General features: G+C 39.6%; 6 protein-coding genes. 3 read left to right on the top strand and 3 right to left on the bottom strand.

The annotated features are described in order from the left end of the window. Window positions 1–221 precede the first annotated feature (221 nt). The 3 genes from PHU20_RS12485 to PHU20_RS12495 form a co-directional block, all read right to left on the bottom strand. Window positions 222–1,247, bottom strand: a complete 1,026-nt coding sequence (locus PHU20_RS12485; RefSeq protein WP_274825708.1) for a UDP-glucose--hexose-1-phosphate uridylyltransferase — start codon at window positions 1,245–1,247, stop codon at window positions 222–224. Between the two features lie 21 nt (window positions 1,248–1,268). After that, window positions 1,269–2,417: a galactokinase gene (gene galK / locus PHU20_RS12490; RefSeq protein ID WP_274825709.1), complete on the bottom strand. Its 1,149-nt coding sequence runs from the start codon at window positions 2,415–2,417 to the stop codon at window positions 1,269–1,271. Window positions 2,418–2,610: 193 nt separating this feature from the next. Beyond that, window positions 2,611–3,609 (bottom strand): GntR family transcriptional regulator, encoded by a 999-nt coding sequence (locus PHU20_RS12495; protein WP_274825710.1) that lies wholly within the window; start codon window positions 3,607–3,609, stop codon window positions 2,611–2,613. A gap of 172 nt (window positions 3,610–3,781) precedes the next feature. On the opposite strand from PHU20_RS12495, the gene PHU20_RS12500 reads away from it, so the two are divergent. The 3 genes from PHU20_RS12500 (at window position 3,782) to PHU20_RS12510 (ending at window position 13,454) form a co-directional block, all read left to right on the top strand. Next, window positions 3,782–5,428 (top strand): sodium/sugar symporter, encoded by a 1,647-nt coding sequence (locus PHU20_RS12500; RefSeq protein WP_274825711.1) that lies wholly within the window; start codon window positions 3,782–3,784, stop codon window positions 5,426–5,428. Between the two features lie 386 nt (window positions 5,429–5,814). Further along, entirely contained in the window at window positions 5,815–9,981 is a 4,167-nt protein-coding gene (locus PHU20_RS12505; RefSeq protein ID WP_274825712.1) for a hybrid sensor histidine kinase/response regulator transcription factor, read from the top strand. A 440-nt stretch (window positions 9,982–10,421) separates the two neighbouring features. Then, window positions 10,422–13,454, top strand: a complete 3,033-nt coding sequence (locus PHU20_RS12510; RefSeq protein WP_274825713.1) for a TonB-dependent receptor — start codon at window positions 10,422–10,424, stop codon at window positions 13,452–13,454. Window positions 13,455–13,601: the final 147 nt, after the last annotated feature.

The raw sequence follows: 13,601 nt of genomic DNA on the forward strand, positions 1-13,601 counted from the left end.
ATAGAAGTAAAAAGCCCTCCGATAGCGGAGGGCTTTTTTTGTTTATGGGACCCGATCGGATTGGGTATGGGGTCCGGAAAATATCGATTCGCCCGGAGAGGGGATTGTATATATGGATATGTTACGACAGGGAAAAGTGCATGTCTCCAAAGATCAGAGCTCTTGAATAAGGAAATTACTCCCTATACAAAGAAAAGGGTTGGTCCCTGTCCTTGAAAGGGTCACACTTTTATCAATTGTTTTAGTTGGTCACAGGCGAATTCAGCGGTAATATCACGTTGGGGCGAGCCGAACATCTCATAACCTACCATGAATTTCTTTACGGTGGCACTTCGCAATAACGGCGGATAAAAACTCATGTGCCAATGCCAATGGCTGTTGTCCTTGTCATTGGTGGGGGCTTGATGTATACCGCTCGAGTACGGGAAGGAAGTGTTGAATAGTTTGTCGTACGCTTTGGTTAAAACCGAAATGGCTTCGGCAAAAAGCAACGTTTCATGGCCTTTTAATCCAAGAATGTTGGGCTGATGCCTTTTTGGGACGATCATGGTTTCATAAGGCCAAACGGCCCAAAAAGGGACGAGCACCACAAAGGCATCATTCTCAAAAATAATGCGTTCTTGTTTTGATAGCTCCTGGTCGAGATAATCCCCTAAAAGACTGCGGTTTTTTTTATTGAAATATTCTGATTGGTTTTCATCCTTTTTGATGATTTCATTGGGAAGGCTCGATTGACTCCATATTTGTCCGTGTGGATGGGGATTACTACAGCCCATAACAGCCCCCTTATTTTCGAATATTTGAACGTATTCGATAAAATCATTATCTGCAAGTGCCTTGTATTCCCGTTGCCAGGCAAAGACCACTTTTTCAATTTCCGAGGGATCCATTTCGGCCAAACTTTTTGAGTGGTCGGGGCTAAAGCAGATTACTTTGCAAATGCCTTGCTCACTTTGGGCGGTAAGCAGGCCATCCTCTATAGTGAATTCTTTGGAACCGGTTTGCAGGGCCGCAAAATCGTTGGTGAATACGAATACATCTTCGTAATTTGGGTTTGTCTCCCCATTGATCCTTTTGTTTCCTGCACATAAATAACAATTGGGGTCATGTACGGGGCGTACTTCGTTGGACACCGCTTCATTTTGACCTTGCCAAGGTCGTTTGGCACGATGCGGTGAAACCAAAACCCATTCCCCGGTTAAAATATTAAGGCGTTTATGCGAATAATCCTGTAGATCCGAATTCATTTTGATTGATATTAAGTTTAATTAGGTTAGTAAATGTGTTCCTTGGGAAAGTTTTACGTCATAAATTGAACATTCTCTATTGAATTGGGCTTTGTAAGCTTTTGAAGCTTGAGTTTTAAAGTTTTCCGCCCCGTCTTTTGCAACCAGATTTATGGTGCAACCGCCAAAGCCACCACCCATCATCCTAGCCCCTAAAACATGTTCGTTGAGTTTGGCTTGCCCAACCAGGAAATCCAATTCATCGCAACTTACCTTGTATTGGTTTTGCAATCCTTCATGTGAAGCGTAAAGTAGTTTTCCAAGGGCTGCCAAATCACCTTGTTGCATGGCTTTTGAGGCAGCGATCGCACGTTCGTTTTCCTGAATGACGTAGCGTACTTTTTGGTAGTTTTCTGGACTTATCTTATCCTTTATCGATGCTAAGTCAAGTTCGGTGGCATCCCGTAAAGCGGGAATATTGAGCATTTTGGCAACCGATTCACATACCGAACGCCTATCATTGTATGCACTGTCCGATAAGCTGTGTTTTACATTCGTGTTTATTAGTACGAATTCGTGGTGTTGAAAATCAATTTCAAAAGATTCGGAGGTTATGGTCCTGCAGTCGAGTAACAGGGCTTTGTTTTCAATACCGAACATACTGGCGTATTGATCCATAATGCCACATTTGACCCCAACGTGGTTATGTTCTGCCTGTTGTGAGATCAATATCATCTCATGTTTGGATAATCCTAATTTAAAAACCTCGTTCAAGCCAAAGACCACACTGTTTTCCAGAGCGGCAGAGGAAGACATACCGGAACCTACGGGAATATTGCCGCCAAAAACAATATTGAAGTTTCCAACGCTTTTACCGATCTTTTGAATTTCGGCAACAACCCCCAATAGGTAGTTTTGCCAGCTCCCCTGGGCTAAAGGGTCAAGGTTTTTCAATGAAAACAGGAAGGTTTCTTCTTTATCGGAGGCGTAAGCTGTACAGCTATCGGAATCACTTTTGTTAATGGCGGCTACGATACCTTTATCCACTGCAGCGGGGAATACGAACCCATCGTTGTAATCGGTATGTTCCCCAATGATATTGATTCTGCCGGGGGAGAAAACCATAACGGGTTCACTTTCGAATTTAGAGACGAATTCGTTCTTCACATTTTTTAATAAAGATGTATTCATTTTATTGTCGTGTATTAAATTATAGGCTCCAAACGATGTTATGTCCATTTCCGGGTATTGGAACGGAACCATCAGGGAAAGCCTCAGACCCAATATGGGGCGTACCTTTTAAGGCTGTAGTTCTTCGTCCTGGGGCTATATGGTTTTCTGTATCCTGTTTATGGTTCGAATTGGACATAGGCATGTATTGGAATCACAATGAATTTCTAAGAATAAGGTTGGAGGTGTTTTCTATCTGACGTTTTTCCTTGGAAAGGATCATTTTTGCCAATTGATTCCCCATTTCATAAAAATCCGTTGAAATGGTGGTGATCCCACCTTCCACGATTTCTTTGAGCAACGTATCATTGTAGGAGATGATCCCAATGTCTTTGGAAAGTACCAATCCGGCTTCTTTGATTCTCTTGATGATCCGTAATAGATCTTTATCGTCGGGGATTATATATACCTCCCCTTTTTTAGGGATGCGCCCTTGTAATGATTGAATTACCGAATTTTCAATGCCATTCGATGCGCAAAACTTGTTGAAGCCATCAAGCATGCCTTGGGGTTGTCTGTCGGGATTGAAAAGCAAGATCAATTCCCTGTAATTCTCGATCAGATGTAGTACGGAGCTAAGGTTATTGATGATGTCTTTTTCAAAATTTTGATATATGGCAGCGTATTGGACCAAATTATCTTGAATCTGATCTAAGATATAAACCTTGTCTTTCGGTAGAATTTCAATGGCTGAATTTGCCTGCTTCAGGTTGGCGGGCATTATCACATAATAATTGTAATTGCCGTTGCTTTCATAGATCAGGTTGTTGAACATTTCAGGGTTGAAATGGTGGAAGAAAATTTCAACTTTGATGTTTTCTTCCAAATTTTCAAGAAACGAATTGTACAGGTCCTCTTTAAATGAATTGAGTTCATCAAAGAGCAAGAATATTTTTTGGGAAACTGTTATATCCTCGTTCAGGACATAATACCCCTTTCCGACGACCGATTGTATGATGCCTCTGGCCTTTAATTCATTGAAGGCCATTAGAACGGTATCCCGCGAAAGTTTGTAGGTATCCCTGATGAAGTTTATTGAGGGTAATTGATCGCCTTTTTTCAATTTACCATCAATAATGGCCTCCTCGATCGAAGCGATGATCTGCTTGTATTTCGGAGTCCCTTTTTTTTGTTCAATGTTGATAATACCCATGCGGCAAAGGTATTGAAATATTTTAAATAATACTAGTAGGTACTAGTAGGTTTTATTTAAAAATATTTCTTAAATTCGTAGCGTTGTCGAACATCTTATGGGGCTTTATGCCATGGAATCGAATAACCGTTGTTCGTGATAACGCCAACTTAAAGAAACTAAATAAGCAACTATGACAAGTGGATTTGGATTTTGGGATTATGCCGTTTTTATAGCATATGCCGTATTGATTTTGGGAGTGGGATTATGGGTGTCCCGTGATAAAAAGGGGCATGAAAAAAATGCGGAAGACTATTTTTTGGCAAGTAAATCATTGCCATGGTGGGCGATAGGAACCTCGCTGATAGCCGCTAATATTTCCGCAGAGCAATTCATTGGAATGTCGGGGTCGGGGTTTGCCCTTGGGCTGGCCATTGCTTCCTATGAATGGATGGGGGCGATCACGTTGATCATTGTGGGGAAATACTTTTTGCCCATATTTATCCAGAAAGGACTTTATACCATTCCCGAGTTTGTTGAAAAAAGATTTTCCACCAACCTAAAGACCATACTGGCCGTTTTTTGGATTGCATTATACGTGTTTGTAAATCTGGCTTCGGTTTTGTATTTGGGGGCATTGGCCATAGAAACCATTATGGGTGTTGATATGATATATGCCGTTATTGGTTTGGCATTGTTTGCGGCCGCCTATTCTTTATATGGTGGGTTATCGGCTGTTGCATGGACCGATGTAATTCAGGTGGTGTTTTTGGTTTTAGGTGGATTGGCGACCACGTATCTGGCCTTGAATACGGTTTCCGGTGGCGAAGGGCTTCTCTCCGGTTTTTATACGGTAATGGAAGTTGCCCCTGAAAAATTCCATATGATTTTGGAGGAATTCACTGCCGATGGGGGTAAAAATCCCAATTATTTGGATTTGCCGGGTATTTGGGTCCTTGTAGGTGGTTTATGGGTAGCGAATATATACTATTGGGGGTTCAACCAGTATATCATACAACGTACATTGGCCGCAAAATCATTGGGGGAATCCCAAAAGGGTATTTTATTGGCTGCAGCTTTGAAAATTGTGATTCCTTTAATTGTCGTGATTCCAGGCATAGCAGCCTATGTGATGGTCAACGACCCTTCGATCATGGCACGATTGGGAGAAGCTGGGCAGCTCAACCTTCCATCCATGGAACAAGCCGATAAAGCCTATCCCTGGTTGTTGCAATTCTTGCCCGTAGGATTGAAAGGTGTGGCTTTTGCGGCTTTGGCGGCAGCTATCGTTTCGTCGTTGGCATCGATGTTGAATTCCACCTCCACCATTTTCACAATGGATATTTATAAACAATACATCAATAAAAATGCCGATGACAAGACTACCGTGAATGTAGGGCGTATTTCAGCCACTGTTGCTCTGATCATCGCTGTGGTCATGGCACCACTTTTGGGAGGGATCGACCAAGCTTTCCAATTTATCCAAGAATGGACAGGGGTAGTAAGTCCGGGTATTTTAGCGGTGTTTGTTTTAGGTCTTTTTTGGAAAAAAACCACCAATAATGGGGCGATTTGGGGTGCTCTTTTATCCATACCGATTGCTTTGTTGTTGAAATATATTCCCATTGCGGCTTTGGAACCTTGGATGCACCAAATGGGATTGACGGCAGTTTTTACCATGATGATCATTATGGGGGTAAGCCATCTTGAAACCAAAGGGAAAGATGATGCCAAAGGAATTACCTTGTCCAAAAAACTATTCGAAACCTCCCCATTGTTCAATATCGGGTCTTTTGTTCTTTGCGTTGTCATCGCTGTTTTGTATTGTTTGTTCTGGTAAGATTATCCATGGTCTTTAGTATGGCATCGGATTTTCACAAGTTCAATATCGGAAAAGGGAATGGACAACATACTGCGAATACCCGATCCATGGGTTTATGAAAACGGGAAACTCTGGGAAAAGACCTAGGTGGCGGTTCTATGTATGTAAATTTAAAATGGGCCTTATATAAATAGCACAAAAACCGTGAAAAGTTGAACGTACTACAGTAAATCGAAATGTAGTAGTAATTTTGAATTCTAGGGATAGAATAAAAATCTTGTTCGGTAGGATTTTGATCCTCCTTTCCGTAGTTGTATAAGTGGGCAAAAAACAAAAGAAACAGTGTATTGATTGCCCCTCAGTACTTACTTTTACGGTAATGGATATTTTTTAAAACCAATTTCATGCAAACGGTTACCAGATTAGCAACATGTATTTTGTTCTTGCATTTAATGCTGTTAAGTGGTTCTAATTCGTTCTTGGCCAATGCCCAAAACTTTGATAGGTTTTCCAATAAAGAAGGGTTCAATCAAAATACGATAAATACCATTGCCCAAGATAAGTACGGTTTCCTATGGTTTGGGACTCCTAACGGACTGATCAAATATGATGGTTATGAATTTGAGACCTATACTACCCAATCCAAAACGAATGGGTCAATTTCCAGTAATAACTTAACCAGTTTACACAGCGACTATAATGGAGTGTTATGGATAGGGACAAATGTGGGTATGAATTTATATATACCATGGCTTGAAACGTTTTATACCGTGCCACTACCGTCTAAATTGGAAGTAACCCATATAACTTCCGGGTCAAATGGGGATTTATGGTTTTCAGGAGAAAACCAATTATACCATTGTATACTAAAAAGCGCGGAAAATGGTGTTCTGAATGTTTCTAAAAACCTTCTTAAGGGCTATCCGAACATTACCTCCATAAATGATTTTGGTTTTATCGGTGATGACGAATTGATAGTAGCCACCACCTCCGGTCTAAAAAAAATAGAATTGGACCGGGATTCCTTAGGTCAAAATCCAAAAATCAAAACACTGGTAGATTTAGAAAAATTCAAAAATACCAACATCACGGTCATAAAAAGCATAAACAATATTTTTTGGATAGGAACCGAGAATGGTTTATTCAAAACGACACTTGAGGAAAACAGGGTACATGTTATTAAAAACATCGATCATATCGGTACGGCAAAAACACAAATCCACCCTTTACATATCAACACCATCTTTGAAGATATTAATGGTGATGTATGGATCGGGACGGTGAATACCGGACTTTTGAAATATTTGGAAAAAGAAGACCGGTTTTTAAACTATCGATATAGTCCAAAAAACAACCTTGGGCTAAGTAGTAATTATATCAATGCTGTTTTTCAAGACAATTATGGGGTCTTATGGATCGGAACGGCCCAAGGTGGGATCAATAAATTGGATATTTCCCAGAAACAATTCATAAACTACTCCAAAAACCCGTATGATGGCGATGCCATAACCGATAACCTGATAACGTCTATATTGGAGGATAATAAGGGGAGGCTTTGGGTGTCCGTATATAATAATAACGATTTGTTAAGGAGTACGACCAAGGTTAGCGATACTACCGTATTCAATCTCAAGTTTGAAAATTTAAAAAATAAAATCCCATTTCCGGTAAATAAGACGATAAGATGTATCTACGAAGACAAAAAGGGTTTTATATGGTTTGGAACGGAATCGAACTTATTTGTTTACGAACCATCAAGTAAAAGGTTTAAAAAGGTAGCTTTAAAAAAAGATGGGAAAACCCTCCCAGATCAAGTCTACCGGGATATTCTTCAGATAGATGAGGCCAACTTCATTCTCGTGGGCAGTGAAATTACGGTAATCGAAACCCCGTGGTCTAAAATTCAAAAGGGGTCATTACCGGAATTGGATGTGAAATCATTTATTGATTTACAAGAAAGGGACATTTGCCATACGTTATTGAAACACACGAACAATACAGTTTGGTTTGGTACGAATAAGGGCTTGTTATATGGCACATTCGATGGCGGGAAAATAACGATTGACGGTAGGTTGTCCGATGAGAAAAATAGTGCTTTAAAATTAAGTTATTCCAATGTTTTTTCCTTGCATGAAGACCAAAAAGGACATATTTGGTCGGGAACATTCGGAGGTGGCTTAAACAAAATCACGGTAAATCATTCCGGTAGTCCTATCATAATAGATTGTTATAGAAAAAATGATGTGCTTCCCGATGATGCCATATATGGGATCTTACCTGAAGGCGAGACTTATCTTTGGATAAGTACCGACATGGGGTTGGTGAAATTCAATACAGAAACCAATGAAACCGATGTTTTCGATGTTAGGGACGGTTTAGCGCAAAACAATTTTCGGCATGGGGCTTATTTTAAAGGGGAATCGGGGTATTATTATTTTGGGGGATTGAATGGTTTGACCATTTTTAAACCGGAAAACATAAAACAAAACACCGTACCTCCTAAAATACAGATTACCTCCTTGTTGGTTAATAATAAAGAAGTTAAAATAGGGGAGAAATTCAATAATAAAACAATACTTGAAAAGTCGATATCCGAAACAGAAAGCATAGCCGTAAGCCAAAATGAACAATCGATAGCGTTCCAATTGGTTGTAGAACACACCTCTACTCCGGCAAAAAACAAGTTGGCTTATAAGTTAGAAGGATTCAATGGCACTTGGATCGCATCTGAAAGTGGCAAGAGCACCGTAACCTATACCAACCTTTCTGCCGGGGAGTATACGTTTAAGGTAAAAGCAGCGAACGGAGATGGGGTGTGGAGTCCGGAAATTAAAAATTTGAAGGTTCGGATATTGCCGCCATGGTATCAAACCTGGTGGAGCTATTTAATATTCATAGTCCTTATACTACTAATTTGTGCCGGCGTTATGATCTATTTCATTCAGCACGAAAAATTAAAACAAAAGTTGAACTATGAACAATTGGATAAGGAACGAATGGATATTATCAACCAAGGTAAATTTCGCTATTTCACTAATGTGTCCCATGAATTCAGGACGCCTTTGACCCTTATAGCCGGTCCCTTGGAACAAATCATCGAAACGAATAAAGACGAAACCCAATCAAAATATCTGGCCATTATTCAGAAAAACACGAAAAGACTTCTAAGTTTGGCCGATCAATTAATAACTTTCCGGCAAGCCGAACAAGGTTTCGTAAGTTTAAACCTGAACAAAATAACACTTGGTAACTTTATTTACCCCACTACGGAAGCCTTTGAAAATTATGCTATTGAAAAGGATATAAATTTCTTTTATAAGGTTGGTTCACCTAATGAAGAAATAGTTATCGATGTTCAAAAAGTAGAACGAATACTCTTTAATCTTTTATCGAATGCCTTTAAAAACACCCCTTCACATGGTAATATCAGTATAGAGGCCGATATCATACACAAGGAAAATGATACACTGATAAAAATAGATGTTGTGGATACGGGTAAAGGGATACCGGCCAAAGATCTGAACAATATTTTTGAACGCTTTTACCAATTGGGGAACAAAAAAGAAAATATCAGTGGCGGCGGTATTGGTTTGGCTTTTTGCAAATCACTGGTGGCCCTTTTTAAAGGGGAAATTACGGTAAAAAGTGAACCAAATGTTGAAACCAGATTTTCTGTCCTGATACCATCAATCCCAAATAACGATTATGATTCTTCCGAAATCGATACCGCCAACAAATCCTATATTAAGGATTGGGTGCCGTTACCCAGTGAGTACAAAACCGATCAAATAGATCAAAAAAAGGATGACGATAAGCCGAAGTATACCATACTTATTGTTGAGGATGAAGAGGATCTTCAGATATTTTTGAGAAGTTATCTTTCTGACGGTTATAATATTTTAATGGCTAAAAACGGATTGGAGGGATTGGAAAAAATTAAGGCACAAGAACCTGATCTTGTAATCAGTGATATAATGATGCCAAAAATGGATGGATTTGCGCTATGTGAAAATATCAAATCAAATCCGGAAACTTGCCATATCCCGGTATTGCTTTTAACGGCTTTGGAAGATGACGAAAATTTGATAAAAGGTTTGGAGCTTGGGGCAGATGAATATATGAGTAAACCTTTTTCATTAAAGCATTTGGCGTTACGCGCAAAGAAGCTAATACAGAATAACCTTAAACTTAAGGAGCACTTTGCCAAAAACAGTTCATTGCCAAATGGGGATATTGAAATATCTACAAGGGATAAAGAATTTTTAAATGATATCATTAACGTTATCGATAAGAATATTTCCGATTCGAGTTTTGGCGTTGAAGAGTTGTCAACCGCCATGGGGTTGAGTACTTCCCACTTTTACAGGCGTTTAAAACAACTTACGGGTCAGGTTCCCAATGTGTATTTAAGAAACTATAGACTACAACGTGCCGCCGAATTACTGAAAAGCAATGAAGGGTTTAACGTTACAGAGGTAATATATCAAATAGGTATTGAATCCCCGTCCTATTTTTCCACTTCATTTAAAAAATTATACGGTGTATCCCCTTCCGAGTTTCTAAAAAAATAGAAGCAACGATACCTTGTTTTTTTATCATAATCAATAAACTTGAATAGCTGGTAAGTTATTTGGGACCATGCACCTTTTAATATATCCAATTACATGTTTGCCTCACCAATGGCTGTTGTCCGGGATCATCCGGGTTACAGTAAATATGTCCATATGATCTATAGCTTGCAAAAATGCTTTTTTGGGGTATGGTAACCTTAAATCGCATATTGGATTTTATATGGATTGACTTATGGATATCGATGGGTATGTTCATTTTTATTTTAATTCGGTGGTTAAGTAAATAGGGGAAAAAAACAACTAGTTATGGTGTTGATTTTTTTATCAATGATTGATGTGAGAAAGAATTAAACCGATTACAGCATGTTGTTTCATTGGTTTTTCGATTCTTTTGATACAGAATAGAATCAATTAAAACTAATTTAAACTATTAAATAATTATGAAAAGTGTTAAACTAAGTAAATTGTTTTTTTTACTGCTTATTTTACATGGTTGTTTTGCTTTTTCACAAGAAAAGCGAATTACGGGGAGGGTAGTAGATGAAAGCAGTCAGCCTGTTCCCGGGGTTTCGATTATTGTGCAGGGAACTGATGTAGGAACAACAACCAATTTTGATGGTGATTATGAACTTGATGTTCCCAGTACCGGAACCTTAAGGTTTTCTTACATAGGGTATGTTACTGTGCAGAAAATCATTGGGGAAAACAGTACTATAAATGTGGTTTTAAAGGAAGATGTTGCTCAACTGGATGAAATTGTTATCCTCGGTTTTAGAGGTGCGGAACAAAGGGCTATAGCCGTTAAAAGGGAAGCGGCCAGTGTTGTTGAGGCAATCACTCCGGAGGATATAGGAAATTATTCCGATGAAAATATAGCAGATGCTTTACAACGGGTTCCAGGGCTTCAGGTAGAACGTGACGATTCCGGTAATGGAGGAGGAGACCGCGTTTCCGTTAGGGGTGTTGGTCCACAGTTTGTGAATATAACAGTTAATGGAAGAACACCGCTATCAGCAGGTTCTGAAGGTATAGACCAATTGAGGCAATTTAATTTGGACGTTTTGCCAACCGAAGTCGTTCAAGGTGCAGTGGTTTACAAATCATCGGAGGCACACCTCATTGAACCTGGTTTGGGTGGCGCAGTGGATTTTCAGACGGTAAAACCCCTTTCTTTGCGATATGTGGATGATAAAAATTATTTCGCGGTATTCAATGTTCGAGGGGATGTCAATGACTATGGGGATAATAGGGCATTCAGGCCACGAATAAGTGGGTTACTTGGTTTACGATCCGATGATAATAAATTTGGTTTGGTGGTCTCAGCCATTACAAGTACTTCAAAACGGGCTTTTGACTCTTACGTTATGGGCTATCTTTCAAGAAATATCAATGAAGATACCGATGGTGACGGGGTAGGCGATATTGCACATGAGGATGTCTTGTCTCCGAATTTAACCAGATTTAATCCAGTGCGTAATTCGGTGGATAGGGTTGGTATTTCAACTGCAGTACAATTCAAAATCGGAGAAAATTTAGAAGCGAATGCGGATTTATTGTATACTCAGTTTGACAATCGATCCACTCGGAATCAATTCAGGTTGTTTCCACAACTGGAAACAAACAACACTACCTTTTCCAGTGAGGACTTGAGTATTGATGAAGATAATGTCTTAAGGGGTTTTGATACTACTGGCTCTAACAATCCAACGGCCAGAACAGCGGTTTTGCCTACACAATATGATAACCTTCAGTCAATGTATATGGCGGGGTTCAATTTAAATTGGGAGAAAGACGACTGGAAAATAGTGGCGGATTATTCGCTGTCGAATATAGATTTTGATCAAAGACTCACATTTACACAACTTTGGGTAAACGTACCTTCATTAAGTTTTGATTTAAATAGTGACTATGGGGTTTTTGGATATGACGAAGCTGAGGCGACCAATGTTGATAATGCCGATGTCAGGGATTATGTCTTCTTGAGGGATATAATGTTCGAAGGTGATAATCAGGCAGTTCGTCTTGATATTGAAAAAGCCTTTGGCGAGGACCTAAAAGTACGCATAGGGGGGCGCTATAGTACTACTGATTTAAACAGTAGACAAGCACAGTTAGCTGGTGCGGGCCAACCATGGAGTGCGGATTATCTTGATGAGGAAACCTATTTTGATAATTATGTTACGGGTGTTCTTAATCCCGTTTTTGCCAAGGGTAGGAATATTGGCAATAACCGTTGGTTAACCGTTGATCAAGCTTTGTTAAGGGCTAACAACCCCGATGTTTTTAATCAAACCGCAGGTTCTTCGTTTGAAGGGGACTTATTTAATGTTACCGACGGTGACCTTCCTTTACTTACATCCAATTCTTGGGAGTTAACCGAAAATACAACTGCAGTTTATGGTCAATTGGATTTCAAATCTGATTTTATCGGGGTTCCCGTTTCTGGTAATATAGGGGTAAGGGCCGTAAACTGGGACGTCGAGGGCCTTGCGTTCTCTACCATTACATTGACCGACCCTTCTGAAGCCATTGGTACAATTGAATATGACGGTGTGCCAACTGTTGCATCTTCTAGCAGGTGGGATGTACTCCCTTCCTTGAATTTGAACTTTGCCCTAAAAGACAATTTCAATCTGCGCTTCTCAGCGGTCAATACGGTTTCTAGACCGGATTATCTGGACTTACGACCAACCAATACAGTTCGTTTCATCAATCCGGAGTCTGCTGACGCTGGATCTACAAATGGTACGGCAACCTTGTCAAATACGAACCTGCAACCATATAATAGCTGGCAATTTGATGCCACAGGTGAGTGGTACAATAATGCCGGTGGTGCCTTTGTTCTTAGTGGTTTTTATAAACTTATTGATGACTTTATTATAGATGAAACTACATTTGATGCTCAATTTTCCGACTTTGGGGATATAAATTTTGATGTTGATGTATCAGGTCTTGATGACCAATTATTCGACATTACGAGTCCGGTGAATTATACAGGCGTACAGTTGTACGGATTTGAAGTTGGTTTTAGACAACCTTTAAGTTTTATCAGCCATGCTTTCAGAAAGTTCGGTGTACAGGCAAACTACACTTTCGTAGACAGTAAATTTGATGATGAAATCAACGAGAATGATAATAGTTTTCCCGGTTCTTCAAAACACAACTTTAACTCTGTCGTGTATTATGATGGTGATATCTTCGGTCTACGTGTGGCCTACAACACCCGTAGTAGCTTCCTTAGAAACATAGGTGGAGGTAGTGATATTCGGTCAAATGTTTCTTATACTGATGCTTTTGATCGCCTTGATGTACGTGCAAACGTTGAAGTTACCAAGGATTTACAATTATCGGTAAGCTGTCAAAACCTTACTGCTAGTGATAGACGTGATTATACCAATAACGATCCATCCTTGTTTACCCAATTAACCCGGCAAGGACCTATTTACACGCTTGGGGCAAGATATAAATTATAACCTTTCAATAATCCACCCCGGTTTTAATGCCCCGGGTGGATTATTATTGCTAAGGAGCAGGTTAATTCCAAAACTTAAATAATCTGGTATGCAATGAAACTTCCCTAATGATCGGTCAATATCCAAGCGAATGACCCAAAGGAAGCT

This window comes from Maribacter polysaccharolyticus (genome assembly GCF_028882255.1).
GTDB classification, from domain to species: Bacteria; Bacteroidota; Bacteroidia; order Flavobacteriales; family Flavobacteriaceae; genus Maribacter_A; species Maribacter_A polysaccharolyticus.

What these genes read in the sequence shown, in the direction of transcription:
- PHU20_RS12510 (WP_274825713.1), top strand. Translation starts at nt 10,422, where the DNA reads ATGAAAAGTGTTAAACTAAGTAAATTGTTTTTTTTACTGCTTATTTTA.
- PHU20_RS12495 (WP_274825710.1), bottom strand. Translation starts at nt 3,609, where the DNA reads ATGGGTATTATCAACATTGAACAAAAAAAAGGGACTCCGAAATACAAG.
- PHU20_RS12500 (WP_274825711.1), top strand. Translation starts at nt 3,782, where the DNA reads ATGACAAGTGGATTTGGATTTTGGGATTATGCCGTTTTTATAGCATAT.
- galK (WP_274825709.1), bottom strand. Translation starts at nt 2,417, where the DNA reads ATGAATACATCTTTATTAAAAAATGTGAAGAACGAATTCGTCTCTAAA.
- PHU20_RS12505 (WP_274825712.1), top strand. Translation starts at nt 5,815, where the DNA reads ATGCAAACGGTTACCAGATTAGCAACATGTATTTTGTTCTTGCATTTA.
- PHU20_RS12485 (WP_274825708.1), bottom strand. Translation starts at nt 1,247, where the DNA reads ATGAATTCGGATCTACAGGATTATTCGCATAAACGCCTTAATATTTTA.